The sequence below is a fragment of the Haloimpatiens massiliensis genome (assembly GCF_900184255.1).
In the GTDB taxonomy this organism is placed as follows: Bacteria; Bacillota; Clostridia; order Clostridiales; family Clostridiaceae; genus Haloimpatiens; species Haloimpatiens massiliensis.
Genome location: NZ_LT854636.1, coordinates 313,164 through 339,786, shown reverse-complemented (window position 1 = coordinate 339,786; position 26,623 = coordinate 313,164). Strand labels below are relative to the sequence as shown.

The 26,623-nt window shown below is 30.0% G+C and carries 25 protein-coding genes; 19 read left to right on the top strand and 6 right to left on the bottom strand.

Features of this window, described 5'->3' with window-relative positions; translation table 11 throughout:
- Window positions 1–148 precede the first annotated feature (148 nt).
- The 4 genes from ptsP to C1715_RS02590 all read left to right on the top strand — a co-directional run bounded on the left by ptsP (window position 149) and on the right by C1715_RS02590 (window position 5,082).
- On the top strand, window positions 149–1,777 hold the full coding sequence (gene ptsP / locus C1715_RS02605) for a phosphoenolpyruvate--protein phosphotransferase (protein WP_180963971.1): 1,629 nt from the start codon (window positions 149–151) through the stop codon (window positions 1,775–1,777).
- A 206-nt stretch (window positions 1,778–1,983) separates the two neighbouring features.
- Window positions 1,984–3,300, top strand: a complete 1,317-nt coding sequence (locus tag C1715_RS02600; RefSeq protein ID WP_102399115.1) for a tetratricopeptide repeat protein — start codon at window positions 1,984–1,986, stop codon at window positions 3,298–3,300.
- 449 nt (window positions 3,301–3,749) lie between these two features.
- Window positions 3,750–4,067, top strand: coding sequence for a thioredoxin (trxA, locus tag C1715_RS02595; RefSeq protein ID WP_102399114.1), 318 nt, complete (start codon window positions 3,750–3,752; stop codon window positions 4,065–4,067).
- 151 nt (window positions 4,068–4,218) lie between these two features.
- Window positions 4,219–5,082 (top strand): NAD(P)/FAD-dependent oxidoreductase, encoded by an 864-nt coding sequence (locus tag C1715_RS02590; protein WP_102399113.1) that lies wholly within the window; start codon window positions 4,219–4,221, stop codon window positions 5,080–5,082.
- A gap of 125 nt (window positions 5,083–5,207) precedes the next feature.
- Here C1715_RS02590 and C1715_RS02585 read toward each other — a convergent pair whose 3' ends face one another.
- Window positions 5,208–5,750 (bottom strand): cell wall hydrolase, encoded by a 543-nt coding sequence (locus C1715_RS02585; RefSeq protein ID WP_102399112.1) that lies wholly within the window; start codon window positions 5,748–5,750, stop codon window positions 5,208–5,210.
- Between the two features lie 219 nt (window positions 5,751–5,969).
- Window positions 5,970–6,977: a hypothetical protein gene (locus C1715_RS02580; protein WP_102399111.1), complete on the bottom strand. Its 1,008-nt coding sequence runs from the start codon at window positions 6,975–6,977 to the stop codon at window positions 5,970–5,972.
- A gap of 159 nt (window positions 6,978–7,136) precedes the next feature.
- On the opposite strand from C1715_RS02580, the gene cdaA reads away from it, so the two are divergent.
- From cdaA to galU, 15 genes are all read left to right on the top strand, one after another.
- Window positions 7,137–7,982 carry a diadenylate cyclase CdaA gene (gene cdaA, locus C1715_RS02575; protein ID WP_102399110.1) on the top strand — a complete coding sequence of 282 codons (846 nt, stop codon included), beginning with the start codon at window positions 7,137–7,139 and terminating at the stop codon, window positions 7,980–7,982.
- Window positions 7,952–9,184, top strand: coding sequence for a CdaR family protein (locus C1715_RS02570; protein ID WP_102399109.1), 1,233 nt, complete (start codon window positions 7,952–7,954; stop codon window positions 9,182–9,184). The genes cdaA and C1715_RS02570 overlap by 31 nt, the downstream gene beginning before the upstream one ends.
- Entirely contained in the window at window positions 9,165–10,766 is a 1,602-nt protein-coding gene (locus C1715_RS02565; protein WP_102399108.1) for an NAD(P)/FAD-dependent oxidoreductase, read from the top strand. Before C1715_RS02570 ends, C1715_RS02565 begins: the two co-directional genes overlap by 20 nt.
- A 107-nt stretch (window positions 10,767–10,873) precedes the next feature.
- Window positions 10,874–11,962: a butyrate kinase gene (gene buk / locus C1715_RS02560; RefSeq protein WP_102399107.1), complete on the top strand. Its 1,089-nt coding sequence runs from the start codon at window positions 10,874–10,876 to the stop codon at window positions 11,960–11,962.
- Window positions 11,959–12,876 carry a phosphate butyryltransferase gene (ptb, locus tag C1715_RS02555; protein WP_102399106.1) on the top strand — a complete coding sequence of 306 codons (918 nt, stop codon included), beginning with the start codon at window positions 11,959–11,961 and terminating at the stop codon, window positions 12,874–12,876. Before buk (C1715_RS02560) ends, ptb begins: the two co-directional genes overlap by 4 nt.
- A 40-nt stretch (window positions 12,877–12,916) precedes the next feature.
- Complete coding sequence (gene buk, locus C1715_RS02550) at window positions 12,917–13,987, top strand: butyrate kinase (RefSeq protein WP_102399105.1); 1,071 nt, start codon at window positions 12,917–12,919, stop codon at window positions 13,985–13,987.
- A 160-nt stretch (window positions 13,988–14,147) separates the two neighbouring features.
- Complete coding sequence (locus C1715_RS02545) at window positions 14,148–14,813, top strand: P-loop NTPase family protein (protein WP_102399104.1); 666 nt, start codon at window positions 14,148–14,150, stop codon at window positions 14,811–14,813.
- Between the two features lie 88 nt (window positions 14,814–14,901).
- The gene (locus C1715_RS02540) at window positions 14,902–15,120 is read left to right on the top strand and encodes a 4Fe-4S dicluster domain-containing protein (protein WP_102399103.1); all 219 of its coding nucleotides are present in this window, start codon (window positions 14,902–14,904) and stop codon (window positions 15,118–15,120) included.
- 19 nt (window positions 15,121–15,139) lie between these two features.
- Window positions 15,140–16,210: a 3-methyl-2-oxobutanoate dehydrogenase subunit VorB gene (locus tag C1715_RS02535; RefSeq protein ID WP_102399102.1), complete on the top strand. Its 1,071-nt coding sequence runs from the start codon at window positions 15,140–15,142 to the stop codon at window positions 16,208–16,210.
- Complete coding sequence (locus C1715_RS02530; RefSeq protein WP_102399101.1) at window positions 16,210–16,962, top strand: thiamine pyrophosphate-dependent enzyme; 753 nt, start codon at window positions 16,210–16,212, stop codon at window positions 16,960–16,962. Before C1715_RS02535 ends, C1715_RS02530 begins: the two co-directional genes overlap by 1 nt.
- 1 nt (window position 16,963) lies before the next feature.
- Window positions 16,964–17,491: a 2-oxoacid:acceptor oxidoreductase family protein gene (locus C1715_RS02525; protein ID WP_102399100.1), complete on the top strand. Its 528-nt coding sequence runs from the start codon at window positions 16,964–16,966 to the stop codon at window positions 17,489–17,491.
- Between the two features lie 500 nt (window positions 17,492–17,991).
- Complete coding sequence (locus C1715_RS02520; protein ID WP_102399099.1) at window positions 17,992–18,705, top strand: polymer-forming cytoskeletal protein; 714 nt, start codon at window positions 17,992–17,994, stop codon at window positions 18,703–18,705.
- Window positions 18,706–18,826: 121 nt separating this feature from the next.
- Window positions 18,827–19,156: a DUF2089 domain-containing protein gene (locus C1715_RS02515; protein ID WP_180963970.1), complete on the top strand. Its 330-nt coding sequence runs from the start codon at window positions 18,827–18,829 to the stop codon at window positions 19,154–19,156.
- Window positions 19,157–19,459: 303 nt separating this feature from the next.
- The gene (gene glmM / locus C1715_RS02510; RefSeq protein WP_102399098.1) at window positions 19,460–20,809 is read left to right on the top strand and encodes a phosphoglucosamine mutase; all 1,350 of its coding nucleotides are present in this window, start codon (window positions 19,460–19,462) and stop codon (window positions 20,807–20,809) included.
- Window positions 20,810–21,541: 732 nt separating this feature from the next.
- Complete coding sequence (gene galU, locus C1715_RS02505) at window positions 21,542–22,456, top strand: UTP--glucose-1-phosphate uridylyltransferase GalU (protein ID WP_102399097.1); 915 nt, start codon at window positions 21,542–21,544, stop codon at window positions 22,454–22,456.
- Between the two features lie 293 nt (window positions 22,457–22,749).
- On the opposite strand, the gene C1715_RS02500 is transcribed toward galU, so the two are convergent.
- The 4 genes from C1715_RS02500 to C1715_RS02485 all read right to left on the bottom strand — a co-directional run bounded on the left by C1715_RS02500 (window position 22,750) and on the right by C1715_RS02485 (window position 26,567).
- Window positions 22,750–23,799: an ABC-2 transporter permease gene (locus C1715_RS02500; protein ID WP_102399096.1), complete on the bottom strand. Its 1,050-nt coding sequence runs from the start codon at window positions 23,797–23,799 to the stop codon at window positions 22,750–22,752.
- On the bottom strand, window positions 23,789–24,682 hold the full coding sequence (locus C1715_RS02495; protein WP_102399095.1) for an ABC transporter ATP-binding protein: 894 nt from the start codon (window positions 24,680–24,682) through the stop codon (window positions 23,789–23,791). Before C1715_RS02495 ends, C1715_RS02500 begins: the two co-directional genes overlap by 11 nt.
- Before the next feature lie 227 nt (window positions 24,683–24,909).
- Window positions 24,910–26,037, bottom strand: a complete 1,128-nt coding sequence (locus C1715_RS02490) for an RNA-guided endonuclease InsQ/TnpB family protein (protein ID WP_102399094.1) — start codon at window positions 26,035–26,037, stop codon at window positions 24,910–24,912.
- A gap of 158 nt (window positions 26,038–26,195) precedes the next feature.
- A complete protein-coding gene (locus C1715_RS02485; protein WP_102399093.1) occupies window positions 26,196–26,567 on the bottom strand; it encodes a GntR family transcriptional regulator in 372 nt (123 codons plus the stop codon).
- Between the last annotated feature and the right edge of the window lie 56 nt (window positions 26,568–26,623).

Genomic DNA, 26,623 nt, shown 5'->3' with positions numbered 1-26,623 from the left:
TGTATATATAAAATATATGTATATGAGAATTGCTAGAAAATTAGCTTTGGCATGTATTTTGCTTTTAAATTTATACAAAAGTTTAAATTGACATAAAATTTATTAAATTTTAATTTATTAATAACAAATGTTTAGGAGGAGTTTTGTAATGTTGAAAAAAGGTATTTCAGCATCAAAAGGATATGCTATAGGAAAAGTTGTTATAAAAAAAGAACAAGAATTAAATGTGGTAGAGGAAAAAGTTCAGGATATAATAGCAGAAAAACAAAGATTAAAGGATGCAGCTGAGGCATCAAGAGATCAGTTAATTAAAATAAAAGAGAAGGCAGAAAAAGAGGTAGGAAAGGATAAGGCAGCAGTTTTCGAAAGTCATATGATGCTTTTAGATGATCCTGAATTTACTGGTGCCATAGAGATGAATATAGAATCAGCAAGTGTAAATGCTGAGAAAGCTCTTAAGGATGTAATTGATATGTACATGGGCATATTTGCAGCTATGGAAGATGAGTACATGAGAGAAAGAGCAGCAGACGTTAAAGATGTAGGAGATAGAATATTAAAAAATTTATTGGGAGTAACTTCTGGAGATTTAAGTGATATAGAAGAAAATACTGTAGTAGTGGCTCATGATTTAACACCATCAGACACAGCGCAGTTAGATAAAAGCAAAGTAATCGCTTTCTTAACTAATATAGGAGGAAGAACTTCTCATAGTGCTATAATGGCAAGAACACTTGAGATACCAGCAGTAGTAGGACTTCAAAATATAACTGAAGAAGTTAAAGATGGAGACTTAGTTATAGTTGATGGTATAGAAGGAATAGTAGAGATTAATCCAAGTGAAGAAACAATAAAAGCTTATGAAGAAAAGAAGGCTAAATTTCAAGGAGAGCAAGAAGAACTTAAAAAATTAATAAGCGTTGAAACAGTAACAAAGGCAGGAAAGCGTGTTGAAGTAGTTGGAAACATAGGAAAACGAGAGGATGTACATCAAGTTATAGAAAATGGTGGAGATGGAGTAGGGCTATTTAGAACAGAGTTTCTATACATGGATAGAAATGACATGCCAACAGAAGAAGAACAATTTGAATCTTATAAGTATGTAGCGGAAAAATTAGAAGGAAAACCTGTGGTAATAAGAACACTTGACATAGGTGGAGACAAAAAGCTTCCATACTTACCATTACCGGAAGAAATGAACCCTTTCTTAGGTTATAGGGCTATAAGATTATGTTTAGATAGAAAAGACATATTTAAGGTTCAATTAAGAGCTTTATTGAGAGCATCAGCTTATGGAAATATTAAGATAATGTTCCCTATGATATCTTCAGTATCAGAGTTTTTAGATGCTAAGGGAGTACTTAAAGAGTGTATGGAAGAGTTAAAGGTTGAGGGAAAAGACTTTAATGAAAATTTAGAAGTAGGTATGATGGTGGAAATACCAGCTGCTGCAGTAGCTGCAGATGAATTTGCTAAACACGCGGACTTTTTCAGTATAGGAACAAATGATTTAATTCAATATACATTAGCTGCAGATAGAATGAATGAAAAGGTATCATACTTATATGATCCATTGCATCCAGCAGTATTAGCTTTAATAAAAAATACAATAGATGCTGCCCACAGAGCAGGTAAATGGTGTGGAATGTGTGGAGAAGTGGCAGGAGATGAAAGGGTTATACCTTTATTAGTAGAATATGATTTAGATGAATTCTCTATGAGTGCAACTTCCATATTAAAAGCTAAACAAATAATAATGGAAACAGAAGTAAAATAGAACAAATAATATGTAACCTAGGCTAAGCATTTGCCTAGGTTTTTTCATGTAGTAAATTTCATATTTTTAAACATAATGTTTTATTTAAATATACATTGTTTCTTTGTAATGATACCTTAAGAATATACCTGATAGTACGATTATATGTTAATATAATATCTATAAGAGATAAAAAAACTAAGTACAAAAAGTTTAAGAGGTGCGAAATGGACAAGTCATCTAAATTGTATAAAAGAGCTGTTAAAACTTTTGAAAAGGGATATATAGATAAAGCATTAAATATAAGTAAAAAAAGTTTGAAGCATAATAATAAAAATAGCTCTACATTAAATTTTATGGGATTACTTTATTATTTTAAAGGAGAATTAGGAAATGCCCAAAAGATGTGGAGTATAAACTATAAATATAATGGAGATATGGTATCTAAAAAATATTTACAAGATAGTAAAGATGATAAGGAGAGATTATCTTTATATATAAAAGGAGTAAAACTTTATAAAGATATAAAGATAAAAGAGTCTCTAGAAATATTTACTCAGTGTGAAAAAAGTGATTTTAATTTTATAAATTTAAATAATTATATAGCTGAATGTTACATAAAAAAAGGTGATTATAAGGAAAGTGAAAATCATATAAATAAGGTGCTATCTATAGATAAAGGAAATGTAGTAGCACTTAAAAATAAAAAAATGCTTCAGGAATATGGTGTCATTAAGAAAGATTATAAAAAACAAATTATTTGGTTAATATCAATAATGTTGATTTTTATAATCAGTGTTCCTATAGTTATTGGATGCAGGTGGTATTTTAATAAAAACAAAGGTAATGATTCACAAAAAATATATGTGAAAAAAGAGTATAAAGAAAAAAGTGAAGCTAAAAATAAAAATAAAATACAAAATCAGCAAAAGAATTCACAAAACAAAAGTAGTGCTAATACCAAGGATAAAAATGTTAATGATACACAAAATACTAATAATACAAAAGATAATGCTATAAAAAAAGAAGGGTTTGACTTAAAACTATTAAATGGATACATGAGTGAAAAAGATTTTTACAAAATATATAACTATATAGAAAATATTAAAGAAGAACAATTGACTATAAATGAAAAATTAGCATATCATAAAAGTGTAGAGTTACTAAAAAATGAGGGAGTAAAGTTCTTTTACGAAAAAGCTTTAGAGGAGAATAAAAATAATAAAATAAAAGAAGCAAAAGAGAATTTAATAAGAGCTAAAAAGTTTTCCCATAATAGTTACTTAGATGAACATATTTTATATTTTTTAGCTACAACCTATGAAAAAGAAGAAGACATACAAAATGCTCTGTTATATTATAATCAATATAGAGATAAATATAAAAATGGGAATTATGAAGAAGTAGTATTATACAAACTTGCTATATTAAATAGATTTAATGATATTAATTTAGCTAAAAAATATGCTAAAGAATTAAAGAGTTCTTATGTTAGTTCAATTTACAATAATTCTAAAATAAATGATATATTAAATGAAAAATAAAAATTATGATTAACCCACAATAAGGTACAATGTGGTGGAATTATGAAATTTCTCCTCCATGACTTGCATAAAAGCTCGGAACAATAAATTTAATTTAAGAAATTCTAATCTTTTAGCCATATAAAATTATCTAATGCTCACATTCAGCATCCTGCCTCAGGTTCGCTAGCCTGGCGTCCTTTTAAGGCTTACGATAATTTTATCTGTCTAAAAGAAGAATTTCTAAAATTAAATTTAAACAGTTCCTTCGCTTCTTATGCAAGTCATTCCAGAGAAATTTCATAATTCAAGTAATATAATGCTTTTTGTGGGTTAATCAAATTATATGTTACTACACAAAATATGTAAGTAATATTATAAAAATGTAACTAAATGTGCTTGACTTTAGGAATATAAAGTTATAAAATGTAAATAGAAAGATACCCTACGGGGGTACAAGGAGGTATATTATGGTTAAGGAAATAAGTTCAATGAATTTTAATACAGAGGTTATGGAAGGGAGTGTTCCAGTAGTAGTAGATTTTTGGGCAACTTGGTGTGGACCATGCAGAATGTTAGGTCCAGTTATAGAGGATGTTTCTAATGAATTATCTGGTAAAGCTAAATTTGTTAAAGTAAATGTAGATGAAAATCCAGATATAGCTCAAAAATACGGAATAGCAAGTATACCAACAGTAATGGTGTTTAAAAGTGGATCTGTAGTTGGAAATATGGTAGGTTTTAGACCTAAAAATGAAATAATGAAAATATTAGAATCACATATTTAATATAGCTAAAATTCATCTCTCATCTTTTATAGATGAGAGATGAATGCATATATAAAACTTGATTATATTTTATAAGTTTTATACAAAAAAATAATTTTTACTAGTGGCATTTGGAGACTATAGTTCACATAAAAGGAAGTGAATAAAGTATATGAATGATAGATATGATATAGCTATAATAGGCAGTGGACCTGCAGGTTTATCTGCAGCTATTAATGCTAAAATTAGAAATAAAAAAGTAATAGTGTTTGGCAATGAACATTTTAGTAATAAACTTATAAAAGCTCCAAAGATAAATAATTATTTGGGGTTTTATAGTATTAATGGGCAAGAACTTAAAAAACAGTTTGAAAATCATATAAAATCTATGAATATAAATGTGAAATTTGAAAGAATAAACAATGTTTATGCTATGGGTGATTATTTTGCATTAATGGCAGGAGACAATACCTATGAGGCTAAAACTGTTATTTTAGCAACAGGTATAGAATTTACAAGACCTTTAAAAGGCGAGGAAGAATTTTTAGGCAGGGGTGTTGGTTATTGTGCTACCTGTGATGCACCTTTATATAGAAATAAGATTGTAAGTATAATAGGCTATAATAGAGAAGCTGAAGAAGAAGCTAATTTTGTTTCTGAATTAGCAGCTAAGGTTTATTATATACCTATGTATAATGGGGAATATGCCTTAAGAGATACTGTGGAACTTGTAAAAGATACTCCTTTAGAAGTAACAGGAGATTTAAAGGTAAAAAAATTAGTGTTGAAAAATAGGCACATAGAAACTGATGGTATATTTCCACTAAAGGATAGTGTTCCACCAAGTCAATTAGTTCCTGGACTAGAAATGGAAGAAGGTCATATTAAGGTGGATAAAAATATGCAAACTAATATACCAGGATGTTTTGCCTGTGGAGATTGTGTAGGAAAACCTTATGCATATATGAAATCAGCTGGAGAAGGCCAAGTAGCAGCGTTGAAAGCTGTAAATTTATTAGACAGTATGACAAAATAATAATTGGTATACTATATTTAAGATAGCATACTGACTTGTTATTTATTTGAATGTGCCTAAATAAAAGTGGCTGTATCAAGGCGATTAAAAATCACTTTGATACAGCCACTTTTACTTATTAAACTTTATTTAACTGCGAAAAATATATGATTTCCTATGGACTTAGGATTCTTTTTATTTATATTTTTCATCCAAGAACAGGTAGCTATTTTAGGATTATAAAAGAATACAGCTTTAGAAGTAGGATCCTTTCCTTTTAAAGCATCTAATACTGCACGGGAACTTTCTTCATCAGGTGTAATGTTAATTTTGCCATTTTTCACACAGGAAAAGGCATTTTTTTGTTTTACAACCCCCGCTACGGAATTTGGAAAATCAGGACTAACCAATCTATTTAATATAACAGAAGCTACTGCTACTTTTCCATTATAGGGTTCCCCTCGACTTTCAGCATAAACTATTTGAGACATTAAAAAGATGTCGTCATTGCTAATATAATAAGCCTGCTTGTCATTAAAAACCGCCACCAATCCTTTTTCTTCTTCTTTGTATAAATTTTTAGTAGAATTTTCGTATTCTAGTGGTGTGCTTTCCTTACCCAGTACTTCGACCTTTGTTAGTCCAATACATAAGACGAAGATTAAAAGAAAAGCTTTAAATTTTTTCATTTTTTTCCTCCTTTTATTCTTGCAAAATATATGGCAATAGGAAAAGGTGAAAGTCTAGTAAATAGACTATTACAAATCCACATAAGGTGAATTTATTGATATTATTCCCCACTAGAAAAAAATAATACAAAAATTTTATGAAATTTTGTATTATTTTTTTATTTTATGAATAAAACGCCAGTTACGGTGGTGTAATTGGCGCTTTAGATTACATACTTTTTAATATAGAGATTTTTTTAATTCTTTATAGAGATTTGTAAAGTTTTCCACATCAATATTTACATTTGCTAGTTTTGCATTTGAAGTATTGTATAAAGAATTTAATGTCTCCATGTTTGCATTTTCATTTTTAATTTTAATTTGTTCTATGCTAATGGTATATTTAAAGTTTTCTAGATAATCTTGGTAGTCATTTAATAATGTCTTTAAAGAATTATAAATATTTGTTTGCTTTTCAGGAATGCTTATTGAATATAAATCCTTACTAACTTTTTTTATTTCTGATAAGTCAGTATCTATTTTTCCTAGTAGATCATCATAAGTTATTTTATTTACTCTAGCTTGTGGTAATAAATTGAAATAATCCTTTTTTATTTGTGAGAAGCTACTGTAAATAGAATCAATTTTCTCAGAGAAATCTATTAGTTGATTTTGTGAAATTTCCTTATCACGGTGTTTTTTGAATTCTTCATAAGTATAATCAATGGAGTTATCTATAAGGTTTTCTAATGCATTTGGTTTATTTAAATACACATTTTTCATTGTAAATGATGAGTAGTATTTTTCGCATTCTCTATAGGAGTATTTTATATTATCAATATTTTTTTGATAATTACTATTTATAGGAGATTTTAATAAATTAATTAAATAATTATATGTGGATATATTTTGATTTAAACCCTTTATTAAATAATTATAAGAATTTTTATATTTGGCTGGAGGAGTTATATTATTTAATTTGTTTTTTACATCATTTAGAAGTTTTGTTTTTCCCCACAGACTCTCTGACACAGTTTTAGGGTCAAATTTATCTTTATTATTTAATTTTTCTATATCAGAATTAACTTTATTTATGGAATTTACAATAGTGCCTATATTACTTTCATAACCATTAAAGGATTTGTTTATGGAAAAATAATATGTAGCAAAGAAAACTAGAGTTATGATTACTATAATTCCTAGTATGATAGAAATTTTTATTAAAGTACTTTTAGATTTGTTTTCCATATATATTTCCTCCTTATATATCATTTATACTTTTATATTACCATAAATCATATAATATTCTAATTATTTTAGTTTAATTTAGTTTATGTTTTTTATACTATAAATAATTCACATAGTGTATAATTGTATTATAATAATGTATTAAAAGAAGGTGGAAGTATGCAGGCAATTAATATAATAATCAAAACTATTAGGGATATAAATATAATTTCCTTATTAGATATAATTGTGGTAGCTTATATATTTTACAAAATATATAATTTAATAAAGGAAACCAGGGCGGAGCAACTTCTTAAAGGTATAATTCTTATATTTTTAATGATACCTGTAAGTAGTTTCTTGCATCTGGATATGCTCAATTGGATTTTAAACAAAACATTGCCTATAGGTTTACTTACTTTTGTTGTTATTTTTCAGCCAGAAATTAGAAGAGCTCTTGAACATATAGGGAGAAGTACTTTTGATAAACATATAATAGAAGATGATGAAACTATGGAGAAGGTTATTACTGAGGTAGTAACGGCAGTAGAAAATTTATCTGAAAGTAAAACGGGGGCCCTAATAGTTATAGAACAAAGAACTGGTTTAGGAGAAATAATTAATACAGGAACAAAGATAGATGCAATTGTTAGTTCAGCTCTTTTAGAGAACATCTTTGTCGTAAATACTCCATTGCATGATGGAGCTACAATAATAAGAAATGATAGAATAGTATGTTCGGGATGTGTTCTTCCTCTTACAAATAATAATAATATAAATAAAAAATTAGGTACGAGACATAGGGCGGCTATAGGAATATCGGAAAATTCAGATGCCTTAACTATAATTGTGTCCGAAGAAACGGGGACTATTTCTTTAGCTGTTAATGGTGGATTAACACGCAATTATGATAAAGATAAGCTAAAGGATATACTTATAAAAATAATGCAGTTTAGAAAGAATAAAAAGATTTCTTTTAAAGAGAAGGTGAAGGGATGGATAAGAAGAAAAGAAAAGACTTCATAATTAAAATATGTTGTTTAATTGTTGCCTTTGGTCTATGGCTTTATATATCAAATATTGAAAATCCTATTAAGACCACAGTTATAAGAAATGTTAAAGTAAATATTATAAATAAAGATATTTTGTCACAATATAACTTAGTGCAATTGCCAAAACAAAGCTACACAGTAAATATAACAGTAAAGGGTGCTACCAGTGATATTTATGCTTTAAAAGCATCTTCATTTAAATTAGAAGCAGATATGAGCAGTTATGCATTGAAGAAAGGAACCATGAGAATACCTGTGGAGGTAAAGAGTTCACCAAGTAATATAAGTATAATAAATACAGAGAGTTTATGGGTTAAAATGGAGTTAGATAATTTTGTAGAAAAGAAGGTACCAGTGAAGTTAAATATTAAAGGTGAGGCAAAAAATGGATTTAAAACAGCATCACCACTAATTACTCCAACTAATGTTACAGTTAGTGGAGCAGAGCAATATGTAAATTACGTAAGTGCTGTTTCTACAGATGTGGATTTGGCAAATGAAGAAAAAAATATAGATGGAACATATAAGGTGAGACCAGTAGATATATCAGGAAATATAGTGGATTACGTTGCAGTGGAGCCTAATGGTATAAAAGTTCAAATTGCTTTAGATAAAACAAAGTATGTTCCAATAGAAGCAAATATTAAATCCTCAAAGGATAAGTTTCTTACAGGTGTATCTATTGTTCCAGAAAGTGTATCTATTTCAGGAGATGAATATAGGGTTAAAAAAATAGAAAAAATACTTACAGAAGAAATTGATTTAAATAATGTAAACAATGGTGCAACTGTTGAAATACCATTAAGAATCCCAGAGGGTATAAAAGCATCTTATAAGGGAAACGTTAAAGTTAAAATAACCTATAATACTATAATTCAGAAAAATATTTCCTTAAAGGTTGATGTTAAAAATTTAAAGGATAACTTAGAAGCAGTTCTAAATAAAGAGGAAGTTTTAGTTACAGTATCAGGGAATGAGGGTAAAATAAAATCTCTTAAAAATACAGATATGAAATGTTCTATTGATCTTAATTCATTAGGAGAAGGTATTCATAATATACCAGTTAAAATAGAATTACCTGATGGAATAAAAAATATTTCATACAATCCCAAAACAATTAGTGTAACAATTAAAAAGAAGGAAGTGACCGAAACAGATGGCAATTCGAATCAATAATGTAGTATTAAATATAGATGAGGATATAAGTAAAGTTAAAGAAAAAGCCTTAAAAAAGTTGAAATTAAAGGAAAAGGATATAGAAAGTTTTAAAATAATAAGAGAATCCATAGATGCTAGAAAAAAAGATAATATTAGATTTAATTACACTGTAGAAGTGAGTTGTGAAAAAGAACAAAGAGTAATTTCTAAGGCCAATAATAAAGATATCAAGCTTGAACATAAGGCATATGATGATCAGATAACTTTTGGCAATGAAAAATTAGTTAATAGACCAATAATTGTAGGTATGGGACCGGCAGGGATGTTTGCCGGTCTTATTATGGCTGAAAATGGGTATAATCCCATTATAGTAGAAAGAGGTGAAAAAGTAGAAGAAAGAACGGAATCTGTTAATGAGTTTTGGAAAAGTGGAAATTTAAACTTAAATTCTAATGTGCAGTTTGGTGAAGGTGGTGCAGGAACTTTTTCGGATGGGAAACTGACTACTAGAATAAAAGATACTAGATGTGATTATATATTAGAAAAATTTGTTAAATACGGGGCGCCAGAAGAAATTATATATAAGGGAAAACCTCATATAGGAACAGATATATTAAAAATTGTGGTTAAAAATATAAGAAAAAGAATAATAGAATTAGGGGGAGAAATTAGATTTAACAGCCTACTCCAAGATATAGTAACGGAAAATGGAGAAATTAAGTATGCTATAGTAAATGGAGAGGAAATACCTTGTGAAGTATTGATATTAGCTATAGGACATAGTTCAAGGGATACATATACTATGTTACATAATAAAAATATATTTATGTCACCTAAACCTTTTGCTATAGGGGTTAGAGTAGAACATTTACAAGAATTTATAAATGTAAATCAGTATGGTAAATATGCTAATCATCCTAGGTTAAAATCAGCAGATTATAGATTAAGTTATACTAGTAAGAATACAAATAGGTCTGTTTATAGCTTCTGTATGTGTCCAGGAGGAGAAGTGGTGGCAGCAGCTTCAGAACAGGGAAGATTAGTAACAAATGGTATGAGTTATTACAAAAGGGATAAGCAAAATGCAAATTCAGCAGTAGTTGTTTCTGTTGGACCAAAAGATTTTGATTCAGGCAATCCGTTAAGTGGAATGGAATTTCAAAGACATTATGAAAGCTTAGCTTATAAGGCGGGTGGAGGTGGATATATTGCTCCACTGCAGTTATTAGGAGATTTTTTTAAAGATCAAAAGAGTCATAAGCTAGGGAAAGTAAAGCCCACATATACACCAGGATATAACTTTACAGATTTAAGAGAATGTTTGCCTAAATATGTGGTAGATACCATGAAGGAAGGATTCAAGGACTTTGATAAAAAAATACATGGATTTGCAGCAGAAGATACTTTATTAACAGGTATAGAAACTAGGACTTCAGCTCCTGTTAGAATTGAGAGAAATGAAAATTTAGAAAGTATATCTGTAAGGGGTCTTTATCCAGCGGGGGAAGGAGCTGGATATGCTGGTGGTATAGTATCGGCAGCGGTAGATGGACTTAAAGTAGCAGAAAATATTATGAAGGAATACAAACCATATATTTAAAATTTTTGATTATATATTTAAAAATTCCGAATAAAATAGATTTTATTCGGAATTTTTGTTAAAATAAAAATAGTGGCAAAATTCATACACTAGGGGGTTATGCAATTATGGGAAAAAAATATGTTTTAGCAATTAATCCAGGCTCTACCTCTACCAAGATAGCTATATATGAAGGTGATAATTGTGTTTTATCACAAAGTCTTTCTCATGATTCAGAGGAAATAAAAAAATACGATAAAATTTATGATCAGAAAAATATGAGAACAGATATGATATTGAAGTGGCTGGAAGAAAATAATATAAAGTTAGAAGAACTTCAGGGAGTAGTAGGCAGAGGTGGACTTTTAAGACCCATGCCAGGAGGAACCTATAAAGTTACAGAGGCTATGCTTGAAGATTTAAAATTAGGATATCAAGGACAACATGCTTCCAATTTAGGTGGGATCATAGCTGAGGAAATAGGTAAGAAAGCAGAGGTTAATTCTTTTATTGTAGATCCAGTAGCAGTAGATGAAGTAGAAGAAGTATCGAGAATATCAGGTCTCCCAGAGATTCCAAGGAGATCTTTAGTTCATGCTTTAAACGTAAAAGCAGTTACTAGAAGGGTGTGTAAGAAACTAAACAAATCTTTTTCAGATAGTAGTTTCGTAGTGGCACATATAGGTGGTGGAATAACTATTTCACCAGTTAAAAATGGAAGAATATTAGATTGTAATAATGCTAACGAAGAGGGACCTTTTTCACCGGAAAGAGCAGCAGGGCTTCCAGTAGGTGATGTGGTTGAATTGATTTTTAGTAAAAAGTATGATGCAAAGAAGTTTAAGAAAAAGATTATTGGCGAAGGTGGACTAGTTGGATATTTAGGAACTAATGATGCTAGGAAAGTAGAAAAAATGATAGATGCTGGAGACCAGAAAGCATTATTAGTATTTAAAGCTTTTGCATATCAAATTGCTAAGGAAATAGCAGCTATGGCTACTGTTTTAAATGGTAAATTAGATGGTATAATTCTAACTGGTGGAGTGGCCTATGATAAGAAAATCGTAGATTGGATAAGTGAAATGGTAGGGTTTATTGCCCCTGTGCAGGTAGTTCCTGGAGAAGATGAGATGCTAGCTTTAGCACAAGGGGCATTAAGAGTTATAAATGGAGAAGAAAAGGCTAAAATTTATGAGGAAGAGGTGCAGATAAAATGATAAAAAATTTTGAGGAAGTTTTACAAAAGGCTAAAAGTATAGAAAGAAAGATAGTATCAGTGGCAGTGGCACAAGATGAACCAGTTCTTATGGCCATTAAAAATGCAAAGGAGAATGGAATTGCAGATGCTATATTAGTTGGAGATAAGGAGGAAATAATCTCCATTGGAACAAAAATAGGAATGAATATGGCAGACTATGATATAGTAGATGAAAAGGATTACAAAAAGGCGGCATTGAAAGCTGTAGAATTAGTATCTTCCAAGAAAGCGGATATGGTTATGAAAGGGCTTGTAGATACTGCTAATTTTTTAAGAGCTGTATTGAATAAAGAAGTTGGACTTAGGACAGGACATTTAATGTCACATGTAGCTGTGTTTCAAATACCAACACTAGATAGATTACTATTTTTAACAGATGCGGCATTTAATATGTATCCAGAACTTAAAGAAAAAGTGGACATAGTAAATAATGCAGTTAAAGTAGCTCATTCGGTAGGAATAGAGTGTCCTAAAGTAGCACCAATATGTGCTGTAGAAGTAGTTAATCCTAATATGCCAGCTACTTTAGATGCAGCAACTCTTTCAAAAATGAGTGATAGAGGACAAATAAAAGGATGCGTTATAGATGGACCTTTAGGACTAGACAATGCTATTTCGGAAGAAGCTGCAAAACATAAAAAGGTTTCAGGACCAGTAGCTGGACAGGCAGATATAGTGCTAATGCCAAATATTGAAGCAGGAAATGTAATGTATAAAACATTAACTTACACAACTGATAGTAAAAATGGGGGACTTTTAGTTGGAACTTCTGCTCCAGTTGTATTAACTTCAAGAGCAGACAGTGAGGAAACCAAGTTAAACTCAATAGCTTTAGCAGCACTTGTGGCAGAACTTTTAAAGAAGAATAAGTAAATTAAAGTATATTAAAAATATAGATATGGGGGAGTAAGTTATGTCATATAAGTTATTAATAATAAATCCAGGTTCTACATCAACGAAAATAGGTGTATATGAAGATGAGAATCAAATACTAGAGGAGACTTTGAGACATTCGGCTGAAGAAATAGGTAGATATGGGGCTATATTTGAACAATTAATTTTCAGAAAAGAGGTAATATTAAAAGTATTAAAAGAAAAGGACTTTGATATAAACTCTTTAAATGCTGTAGTTGGAAGAGGAGGACTCTTAAAACCTATAGAAGGGGGTACATATAGTGTAAATGAAAGCATGCTTGAAGATTTAAAAGTTGGAGTGCAAGGGCAGCACGCATCAAATTTAGGTGGAATACTTGCAAATGAGATTGCAAAGTCTTTAAACGTACCATCCTTTATAGTAGACCCTGTAGTTGTAGACGAAATGGATGAGGTGGCAAGAATATCAGGTATGCCAGAAATAGAAAGAAGGAGTATATTCCACGCATTAAATCAAAAAGCAGTAGCTAAAAGATATGCAAAAGAAAAGGGAAAGAAATATGAAGATATTAATTTAATAGTGGCTCATATGGGTGGAGGAATTTCTGTTGGAGCTCATAAGAAGGGTAGAGTAGTGGACGTTAATAATGCATTAGATGGAGAAGGTCCATTTTCACCAGAAAGATCTGGAGGACTTCCTATAGCAGATCTTACGCAAATGTGTTTTAGTGGTAAATATACGTTAGAAGAAATGAAGAAAAAGATTAATGGAAAAGGTGGATTTGTAGCTTATTTAGGAACAAATAATGCTAAAGAAGTAGGAGAAAAGGCAGCTGCTGGAGATAAAAAGTATAAATTATTATTTGATGCTATGGCTTATCAAGTAGCTAAAGAGATAGGAAAATGTGCTGCAGTGTTATGCGGTAAAGTAGATGCTATAATATTAACAGGTGGCATAGCATATAGTAAAGATATGCAAAAAGCTATAAAGGAGAAAGTAGAATTTATATCATCAGTAGTAGTTTATCCAGGCGAAGATGAGCTCTTAGCCTTGGCACAGGGGGGACTTAGAGTTTTAAAGGGTGAAGAGAAAGCTAAAGAATATAAATAGTAATAATATTAACTATAATTAAAAAATTAAAACATTTAAAAAAACAATATGTATTATTTAAAATATTAATGGAAGCAATTTATCTATTGTAAACGTTATTAAATAGGTGTAAAGTATAAGTAAAGAATAATCTGAATTTTAAAAAAGAGAGTTGATATGCATGAGCAATATAAGAATTTTTACCGGTCATTTTGGCAGTGGTAAAACAGAAATAGCAATAAATACAGCACTGGATTTAAAAAGTAAAGGTAAAAAAGTAACCATTGTAGACATAGACATAGTAAATCCTTATTTTTGTGTAAGAGATTTAAAAAGTAGTTTAGAAGAAAAGGGTATAAAAGTTGTGTCTTCTAACCCAGAGTATGTTAATGCAGAGTTAATGGTTGTACCTTCAGAAGTAATGACTGTTTTTAATGATGATAAGGATCATGAGGTAATAATTGATGTAGGTGGAGATGATCAAGGAGCTATAGCACTAGGACAGTATAATAGATATTTCAGACAATATGGTTACCAAATGTATTTTGTAATTAATAATAACAGACCTTTAACTAAAGAATCAGAGGATACAGAGAAATTTATAAGAGATATAGAAATGGCTTCAAGGTTAAAAGTAACTGGTTTAATAGCAAATACTAATTTGTCCTATGAAACAGAAATTAATCATGTGCTAGAGGGACATGAAAAAACTATGGAGTTATCTAAAAAGCTAAATATATCTTATAAATATTTAACTTGTAGAAAAGATTTAGTGGAAGAAATTAAAAATAAGGTGGATGTGGAAGTTTATGGGCTAGATATATTTATGAAACCACCTTGGAGGTAAAATTTTAATTAAATAATTCAGAATATTTGTAGTAATATTATTATTGATAATTTTTAAAATATACCAAATATATAAAGGGGGTAGTGTTATGCCAAGAGTAACTTTCAGAGAAGATAGATGTAAAGGATGTGGCAACTGCATAGAAGCTTGTCCTAAGAAAATAATATCATTTTCTGACAAAATGAATGTAAAGGGCTATCATCCAGCAACAGTTACAGAAGAAAAAATGAAAGAATGTATTGGATGTGCTTCTTGTGGAAGAATGTGTCCAGATGCTGTAATAACAGTAGAAAAGGAAGAAAAATAATTAATAGGGGGGAAAGACAATGGGAGAAAAGGTTTTAATGAAAGGTAACGAAGCTATAGCTGAAGCTGCAATACAAGCTAACTGTAAAGCTTTCTTTGGATACCCAATAACACCACAAACAGAAGTAGCTGCATATATGTCTAGAAAAATGCCTAAAATAGGCAGAGTATTTATACAAGCAGAAAGTGAAGTAGCTGCTATAAATATGGTATATGGTGCTGCAGGTACTGGAGCAAGATGTATGACATCTTCAAGTAGCCCTGGAATAAGTTTAAAGGCAGAAGGAATATCATATATAGCAGGAGCAGAACTTCCATGTGTTATTATAAACATAGTAAGAGGAGGTCCAGGCCTTGGAAGTATACAACCAGCTCAATCAGACTACTTCCAAGCAACAAAAGGATGTGGACATGGTGATTATAGATTACCAGTATTTGCACCTTCTTCAATACAGGAAATGGTAGATTTGATTCAAGAAGCTTTTGATGTAGCAGATCTTTATAGAACTCCTTGCATGGTAATGGGAGATGGAATGCTTGGTCAAATGATGGAACCAGTTGAATTCAAAGAAAGAGCAGCAAGAAATTTACCAGAAAAAACTTGGGCAGCTAATGGACTACAAGGAAGAAAAGAACACAATGTAATAAATTCATTGTACTTAAAATCAGAAGAATTAGAGCAACACAACATAAAACTACAGAAGAAATATTCGGAAATAGAAAAAAATGAAGTTAAATATGAATTATATAATTGTGAAGGGGAAAAAGACCTTATAATAGTTGCTTATGGTACTACATCAAGAATATGCAAAAATGTTATAAAGGCAGCTAAAGAACAAGGAATAGAATTAGGACTTGTAAGACCAATAACATTATGGCCATTCCCTAACGAAGCTTTTGAAAAGACTGTAAATAACACAAAACATGGATACTTATCAGTTGAAATGAGTTGTGGACAAATGATTGAGGACGTAAGACTTGCTGTTAATGGCAGAAAACCAGTAGATTTCTACGGAAGAACTGGTGGAATGGTTCCTCATCCAGAAGATATACTAGCAAAGGTTAAGGAAATTGTAGGGGGTGTAAAATAATGAAGGTAGTATTTCAACCACCAAAAGCGTTATTAGATGTGCCTACACATTACTGTCCAGGATGTACTCATGGAGTTATTCATAGATTAGTAGCAGAAGTTATAGATGAATTAGGCATAGTGGACAAGACTATTGGAGTAGCTCCGGTAGGATGTTCAGTTCTTGCATATGACTATTTTGCATGTGATATGTTTGAAGCAGCTCACGGAAGAGCACCAGCTGTAGCTACAGGAATAAAAAGAACTAATCCAGATAAAACAGTTTTCACATATCAAGGTGATGGAGACTTAGCAGCTATAGGAACTGCTGAAATAGTACATGCTGCTACAAGAGGAGAAAACTTAACTACTATATTCGTAAATAACTGTATATATGGAATGACTGGTGGCCAAATGGCACCAACTACATTACCAGGACAAGTTACAGAAACTACTCCTTATGGAAGAGACGTAAACTTAGCTGGCCATCCAATAAGAGTATCAGAAATGATATCTACTTTAACAGGAGCTTGTTATGTGGAAAGAGTTTCAGTAGATAGTGTTCCAAATGTAATAAAAGCTAAAAAAGCAATAAAGAAAGCTTTCCAAAATCAATCAGAAGGAAAAGGTTTCTCATTAATAGAAGTTTTATCAATATGCCCAACTAACTGGGGATTATCACCTAAAGAAGCTATGCAGTGGTTAAGAGATAATATGATGCCATATTATCCACTTGGAGTTAAAAAAGACTCTACTACTGAGGAGGTGAAATAGTATGACACAAGAGGTTATATTTGCAGGTTTTGGAGGACAAGGTATACTTTCTATGGGAAAATTCCTAGCTTATGCTGGTATGGATGCTAACTTAAATGTTTCATGGCTTCCTTCATATGGACCAGAAATGCGTGGAGGTACAGCAAACTGTTCTGTTATATTATCAAAAGAACCAGTAGGTTCACCTATAGTTACAGAACCAAACTCTGTTATAGTTATGAATAGACCATCTTTGGATAAATTTGAAGAAAGTATGGTAAAAGGTGGATTATTGATAATGGACAGCGATTTAGTAAACAGAGACGCTGAGAGAAAAGATATAGAAGTTATAAAAATACCTGCTCAATCTGAAGCAGAAAAATTAGGCAGCAAAAAGATAGCTAATATGATTCTTTTAGGAGCACTTGTTAAAAAGACAGGTATAGTTTCTATGGAAGAACTATTAGCAGCCCTTAAAGCTCATGGTAAAGAAAAATTCTATGAAGTAAATAAAGCTGCTCTAGAAAAAGGTGCAGAATACGTTAAATAGAATTTTAATATTTGAATGATTTAAGACTAAGGGATTTAACTCTTGTTTAAATATAAGAGTTAAGCCTTTAGTCTTTTGTTATACTATATAATGAAAAAAATTACTTCGATATTAATCACCATGCTTAATCTGTTTTTCTCCTATATAGAATATATGATTATCCCACAATAAGGTACAATGTAGTGGAATTATGAAATCTCAGGTTCGCTAGCCTGGCGTCCTTGCCAGGCTTACGATAATTTTATCTGTCTAAAAGAAGAATTTCTAAAATTAAATTTAAACAGTTCCTTTGCTTCTTATGCAAGTCATTCCAGAGAAATTTCATAATTCAGGTAATATAATGCTTTTGTGGGATAATCAATATATTTGTTATATTAAGTAACTAAAAAGGGTATGTAGGATGAATATATTATTAAATTAGTAAGTTTTTGTTATAATAGAAGGAATAATATAAATAGAAAGAGAATATTTAATATTAACATATTAAAAGGGGTGAGAATATGGAGAAAAAAAGAGATTTAAGTATATCAGGTTCAGGTTCTATTGGCGGGGGAGAATATAATGAAGTCCGTATATCAGGTTCAGGAAAGGTTCAAGGGGATATTGTTTGCAAAGACCTTAGAATTAGTGGTTCAGCTAAAATGGAAGGTAATATAAAAACTGAGAATTATAGTATAAGTGGGTCATCAAAGATAATTGGCTCATTGGAATGTGATAATTTAAAAATATCAGGATCGTCTCATATTCAGGGGGACCTTAAGGGAAATAAAATGTATATTTCCGGAAGTAGTAAGATTGATGGAGGTTTATATGGAGAGGAGATTGAAATATCTGGAGGAATACACGTAGGAAAGGATTGTGAAGTAGAGAAGTTTAAAGCTAGTGGAAATTTTGAAATAGCAGGTTTGCTAAATGGTGAGAATATAGAAGTAAATATAGGAGGAAAGTGTACAGCTAAGGAAATAGGCGGAGAAAATATAAATATTAAGAATTCAGAAATGGGAGGCTTTGCTTTCTTAAACTTATTTATTAAAAGAAAACTTTTTGCAGAGAGTATAGAAGGAGACAACATACATTTAGAAAACACTGTTGCTAATATAGTTAGAGGAAAAAATGTTTATATTGGAGAAGGATGTGAAATAGATACTTTAGAGTATTCTGAAAAGATGAAAGTAGATCCTAATGCTAAGGTTTTAAATATTAAAGAAATATAAAAATGCAAAATATATATAATAAGTATATATTTTATACTTGAAATTTTTGATTAAAACTATATAATAAATATATTAATATGTATTATAGATAAAGGCTGAGAAAAATGAAAGGAGTGAGTATATGATTCACAAAGTTATAAGTAGGTGTCCTGTATGTAATAATAATCTTTCGGTGACGCGCTTGGAATGTAAAAATTGTGGTACTATAATACAAAATGAATTTCATTTATCAAAATTTGCCTATTTAAATAAAGAGCAAGAAGACTTTATACAAGTTTTTTTAAAGTGCAGAGGGAATATAAAGGATGTAGAGAAAGAGTTAGGAATATCTTATCCTACAGTTAGAGCTAAATTAGACGATGTCATATCTGCATTGGGATATACCGTAGATAAAAAAATAAAATGTGATAAAAGAGAATTAATGAATATAATTAATTCAGATGATATGTAATGAAAGAACTCCAGACTTTAAATTTGTTTGGGGGTTTTTTTATGAAAAAAAGCACAAAAGTTAGAAGCTAAGAAAATTTCTTAGTTACGTAATTTGTGGGGATAAAACTACTTTTGGAGTTTTTGATAAAATATATAATTAAAAAAGTATTCTAAAGTTTAAATTAAAATAATAGTTTAAATCACCAATTGAAGAGCTGGTTATAAATAGTTGTTATAAATTTATAAGTATAATATAATAAAGTTATGCTTAAAAATAAGGTTTATAAATTTATACATTTTGTAAAGAGTGGAGGAAGAAAAAATGGGTAGAATGTTTGGAACGGATGGTGTAAGAGGGGTTGCTAATAGTGAACTTACAGCAGAACTAGCATATAAATTAGGCAGAGCCGGAGCATATGTTTTAACTGAAGGGGCTCATAAACCTAAGATATTAGTGGGAATGGATACTAGAATATCTGGTGACATGTTAGAATCTGCTTTAGCAGCAGGAATACTATCTGTAGGAGCGGAGGCAATATGTGTAGGTATCGTACCAACACCAGCTATAGCATACTTAACAAGACAATATAAAGCAGATGCAGGAGTAATGATATCAGCATCACATAACCCAGTAGAATATAATGGAATTAAATTCTTTAATAAAAATGGATATAAGCTAAGAGATGAATTAGAAGACAGAATACAGGCTATTATAGAAAACAATATGGAGGAAGTGCCACTTCCTACTGGAGAGAATTTAGGAAGAAAAATAGTAGAGGAATCTGCATTAGAAGATTATATAGAATTTGCAAAGTCTACTATAGACGGGGATTTAAAAGGAATGAAGATAGCATTGGATTGTGCTAATGGAGCATCTTTCCAAACAGCAGTAGAAACTTTTAGAGAATTAGGTGCGGAAGTAGTAGTTATAAACAACGATCCAGATGGAGTTAATATAAATAAAAATTGTGGATCAACTCATCCAGAAGAGCTTATGGATTATGTAGTTAGAAAAGGATGTCACCTAGGACTTGCTTTTGATGGTGATGCAGACAGATGTCTTGCAGTGGATGAAAAAGGAAATCTTATAAATGGAGATTTCATAATGGCTATTTGTGGAAAGTATCTAAAGAAGCAAGGAAAGCTAGATAAAGATGTAGTAGTGGTAACAGTAATGAGTAACTTAGGATTAGATATAGCATTAAAAGAATCTAACATATCTACAGTTAAAACTAAAGTTGGAGATAGATATGTGTTAGAAGAAATGCTTAAAGAAGGATATAAATTGGGTGGAGAGCAATCAGGACATATTATATTCTTAGATTATAATACTACAGGAGATGGACTTGTAACAGGACTTCAAATTTCAAAAATAGTTAAGGAAAGTGGAGAAACTCTTTCAACATTAGCTTCTTCTATGACAGAGCTTCCACAGATATTAGTTAATGCTACAGTGCCAAATAACAAGAAGAATATATACAATGAAGATAAGGAAATAACAGATGAAATAAAGTCTATAGAAGAAAAACTACATGGATGCGGAAGAGTACTTATAAGACCTTCAGGAACAGAGCCACTTGTAAGAGTTATGCTTGAAGGTAAAAATCAAAAGGAATTAGATGAACTTGCACATAATCTTGCTAAGTTAATAGAAGAAAAAGCAAATAATTAGATATAGAGGTTTTAACCAAGAGGATTCCACTTCAACATGAGAAAGTGGAGGGAGAATTCACTAGCAGGATACTTAAAAGTAGATATTTAAGTATCCTGTGTTTTTTATATAAATACATTATGCATAAAGTACTTCATGTATAGTAAGAATATAGATGATGATTGAATGTTTTATGTTTTGTTGATATTTCAGTGTTTATACATTGAACATAAATTACTAAGGGGTTTGCCTTTAATTTTTAATTGTAAATTTTAAATTTGCACTACTATTTATATACTCAACTTTCGCACATAAAGTTCAAGCTCCACATTAGATTAATAAGAGTTTTTAATTTAAAATTTAGAATGTAAAATAGGAATTTGTAAGTTAGATCAGGTAAGAGGTAAAAAGTAAGAAGTAAGAGTGAAAAGGTAAGAACTAAGAGCTCTTGAAAAAATTCAGCAAAGCTGAATTTTCACTGCAACTATTACTTATTACCTATTACTTACAAATTAATTATAAAAAACTCCTTGAGTTTTATCCGTAACTCTTACTTACCTGCAAATTTTATATTTTTATTTTTCAACTGCGAAAGTTGAATTATATATTATCAATTGCGGATATAAATATAATTACATTATTAAATAGGTATATGTTAAAAAGCCGTAAATGTGGTAAAATAGAACTGTGTATTAATTGGATATAAAATAAAATCTATAGCATAAACTATAGGGCTAAGGAGGAAGGATTTACATGAAAGTTAAAAAAGCTATAATTCCCGCAGCGGGACTGGGTACTAGATTTTTACCTGCTACAAAGGCACAACCTAAGGAAATGCTTCCTATAGTAGATAAACCTACTATTCAATACATAATAGAAGAAGCAGTGGCTTCTGGTATAGAGGAAATATTAATAATAACTGGACGTAATAAAAGAGCCATAGAGGATCACTTTGATAAATCTGTAGAGTTAGAGAATGAATTAGAGAAAAAAGGTAAAGAAGAAACACTAGAGATGGTTAGAGACATAACCAACATGGTAAATATATATTATATAAGACAGAAGGAGCCTAAGGGACTAGGTCATGCTATAAACTGCGCTAGAACTTTTGTAGGTAATGAGCCTTTTGCAGTTATGCTTGGAGATGATGTGGTGGACAGTAGTAAGCCATGTCTAAAACAACTTATAGATTGCTATAATGAGTATAAAACTAGTATTTTAGGTGTACAGGAAGTAGATTATGATGATGTATCAAAATATGGTATAGTAAAAGGAATGCATATAGAAGATAGGGTTTACAAAGTAAAGGATTTGATTGAAAAACCTAAAAAGGAAGAGTCTCCATCTAATGTAGCTATACTAGGGAGATACATAATAACTCCTAGAATATTTGATATATTACAGAATACAGCACCAGGTAAAGGTGGCGAAATACAGCTTACGGATGCTCTAAGAACCCTTGTAAAAGAGGAAGCTATGTATGCTTATAATTTTGAAGGAAGAAGATACGATGTAGGGGATAAGCTAGGATTTTTAGAAGCTACTGTAGAGTATGCATTAAAGAGAGATGAATTAAAAGCTGATTTTATGAAATATTTATTAAGCATAAGAGAAAATCCTAAATTTAAAGAACTTTATGAGGAAATGATAGTAAATAAAGAAAAGTAATCTTTTAGCAGCATGTGTAATATAGTTACAAGTATTGAAGGAACTAAAAGTAGTAGTGGTATAAGTCTGTAGATAAATACGGTAGGAACTATCGGAATTAAGCCTGCGGAGATAGTAGGTTGAGCGGTCGAAGAAGCAGGAAGTCCCATGTCCTTGTGGCTAGAGTGAGTTCTAAGAGTTTTAACAGAATAATATTAAAAAAATTAAAAAAGATGATTTGTTTTAAAATACATAAAACAAACCATCTTTTTTAATTAATGCTGTAATTTTCTAAATAAGAAAATTACAGCATATTAACTCAGTACCTTAATAACTCTAGTTAATATATAATAGACAGTTATAATAGTTAAAATTGCAGATATAGAGAATGCAATTAAGTTATCACCAAAATAACCAAATCCAACGAAAGCACCTATCATAAGGCCAGTGCATATGGACACACACCATTTAAAAGCTATTTCTAATTTAGAGTTGCATACTATTTTATTATTGTATTCCAATTTTCTATTAGAGAAACAGTATAAAGACAATCCTAAGAATAATATAATTAAAATCCATGATATTAATAATTTTAATGAGAAGCCTTCGTATACATAATTGTTCAAGGGATTATCTTGAGTGAGTACATTGGATGGAAAAGAAGGTGTATTGTAGGTGAAGATGCATAAATAATTTGCTATACGGTCAGTTGGTATGGGAAGTTTAGCGTCATAAGACAATTTTAGGAAGGTTCTAGTTAAGTCAGACACTATTACTAATAAAAATATAGGAACCCAAAAAGCAAGGGCTGCTATAATACTAGAAAGTATTACATTTCCCATAATAGTTTGAAAAAATATAAATACAGTAAAAATTAATATATACACAGTTGAATTTATAAAGAACCACTTTAATATGTCAGAAAAAGGATTTGAATAAATATCTATAAATTTTAAATTGGCTAGATAAAATAGAGCTATTAATAAAGCATTTATAAGGAAACTGCCAAGTATAATAGAAGTTCCTAGAAACCACTTATTTTTAACTATATCTTTTTTAGTAAGGGGCATTGAAAAAAGAAAACCGTAAGAATTACCTTTTTCATTTAAAAATAAAACTAAGCTTAGTAGGGCCACTAGAGCAGCCATAGCTACAAAGTAAAATTCGCCATCTAATAATGTGTGGTTAAACCAAGCTACGGGACATGCTTTGCCATTGGATTTTATATAAAGTTTTTGAAAGTGTAAATTATTCATAAGGTTAAAAAGTTTAGTGAACAATATGGAAAAGCTCATGAGCATAGCTACCCATTTAGTGGTTTTCCAGTCTTTATATAATAGTGCTTTATTTAGTTTAAAGTCCATTTTTATCACCATCCTCCACTGAACATATAAATATCTCTTCTAGGTCTAAATCTAAAAATTCCATAAATTCTACACCTAGGTTTTCTAAATCCTTTTGGAATTCTTTAGAAAAATCATTGGTTACCAAGTAATAAACTCTACCTACATTTTTAAAATTCAAAATACTATTCCGATTTTTTACAATATTAATAGCCTTTTCACTATTTTTAAATATTACTTGAACCTTTCTTGTTTTTTCTTTAATGTTATCTAAAGATGAAGATACTATAATTTCACCATTTTTTATTAGGGCAATGTTGTCACAAATCCTTTCTATATCAGCTAGATTATGGGAGGATATAAATACTGTAGTTTCATTTTCAGCTACTTCATCCATAATCATATTCATGAAATTTTTTTTAGCTACTGGATCTAATCCTGTAGTAGGTTCATCTAAAATTAATACTTTAGGGTTAATACTTAAATTAAGCAATAAAGAAACTTTAGTTTTCATTCCTTTAGAAAGTTCTCTTATCTTTTTTTCTATAGGTATTTTAAATATAGTATTTAATTTATTGAATTTTTCTATGGAGAATTTAGTGTAAGCCATATTGTAAAATTCCAAAAGTTCTTTTACTTTAAAATAAGATAAAAGAGAATTTTCATCAGAAACATATCCAATAGAATTTTTAACTTTTACGTTTTCGAAAATGTTTTCATTGTCTATAAGAGCATTTCCAGCATCTACTTTATATATACCTGTTAAGCATTTAATTAAAGTGGTTTTGCCAGCTCCATTTTCACCAATAAGTCCAAATATACTTCCTTTTGGAACCTTCAAATTTATATTCTTTAATATTTTATTTTCTCCTATGTTTTTATAAAGATTAGTTATTTCTATCACGTGAACACCGTTACCAAAACCTTATAAAACTTTATAAAAAGATTATATAAATATATAGTTTTGTTTCTTTCCTACTTCATAATGTCCGATTTTGCCCATTTTATAACCTCCTGCAAAGAGGTTAAATTGCGGCTACTTTCGTTTGTGTAACACTCCGTAGGCTTTGCTATACTTTATAAGTATAGTGGGTTGTAACGATTACCCAGTTTAGTAAATCTTTTAGGTGATTATACTAAACCATAGTTTGCAAGGTTGTATGAAGCATTTTTATCTCTATCACAAGTAAATCCACATTTGCATTTATAAACCCTATCTGAAAGTTTTAAGTCTTTCTTGATATTGCCACAATGACTACATGTTTTACTTGAAGGATAAAATGTAGGTACTTGAACAAATTTAATACCATACTTTTCACATTTATATTTCATCTGATTGATAAAAATATTAAACCCCTGCTCTGCTATTGCCCTTGATAAGTTCTTATTCTTCATGATATTAGATACTTTTAAATCCTCCATAACTATTCTATATGGTTTGGCTTTCACCATTTTGGAAGTAGTTTGGTGTATATGGTTTAATCTAATATTTTTAAGTTTACTATAAAGTTTTTTAATCTTCTTTTCAAGTCTTGCAATGTTCTTGGTTTTTTGGTAACTCTCTCCTTTCTTATTCATAATATATTTTCTTGAACATTGTCTTTGAAGCCTTTTTAACTTTTTACTTAGTTTTTTAACTTTGTTTGTTTTATTAACATTCCTAGTGTCTAATTTATCTATATTTGTTATTGCTAATTGAGATATTCCTAAATCAATTCCTAAGCTAAAATTATTTAATTTAACAGTTTTAATATTATCTTCAATGCCTACTGAAAGTACCCATACTCTGCCATTAAAATGTACTCTAGGATTTTTAAACTTTGTTACAGTAGTTAAATCAATATCATAATCCATCCTATATTTAACTTTACCTATCTTTTCAAGATTAACAAAGTTATCTTTAAAATAAATTTTGTCATATCTGCTATAAAATCTAGGTTCTGATTTTTTCTTGCTTTTAAATTTAGGAAATCCTCTTCCATTAAAGAAATTAGTATATGCTTTATCTAAATCTCTAATACTCTCTTTAAGTGTTGCATTAGATACTTCATATAACCACTCATAACCTGGGGTATTCTTCAAAACAGTTAATTGTTTCCCTAAATCTATAACTGATAGTTTTTTACTATTAAGTTTATAGCTATCTATTTGCTTGGCTAACGCCCAATTATAAACAAATCTCATACAGCCTATATGTTTATGCATTAACATTATTTGCTCTTGCGTTGGATATAGCCGTATATTTAATGCTTTTATCATGTTTTATCACCTTACTTTGCTATTTATATATCATTATGTTCAATAACTTATTTTTTATAATATTTTAAGGTGATTCTACTAGATAATTTTGAAGCCTATTAAAAAATAGTAGACTTTTATAAATTTTTAGAGTCTTTTTTTAATTGTTAATAAGTCCCCTAAAATTCGTCATATATATCATTTAAAAGATTTGATAAATAATTTTTACCTAAACCCATGTAATGAGCTTCTATTACTATCTTTTTCATAAGTTTTTTTAATTCTTCTAATTCATTATCTGTGGGTGAAGGAATGTAGTTTTTTGCAACAAAGGTTCCTTTTCCACGTATGACTTCTATGGTTTTACTTCGTTCTAATTCTTTGTAAGCCTTGGCTATTGTATTGGGATTAGCAGTAATCATAGTAGAAAGTTCTCGTACAGAAGGAAGTTTGTCTCCTGGTTTTAGTAGACCCTTTAAAATACTCTCTTTTATTTCATCTACAATTTGTTCATATATGGGTTTACTATTTTTACTATTAATTTGAAGCAAATTTTCACCTCCTAAAATTTATTTATGTATTAAGTGTATTAGTTCATGTAGTACAC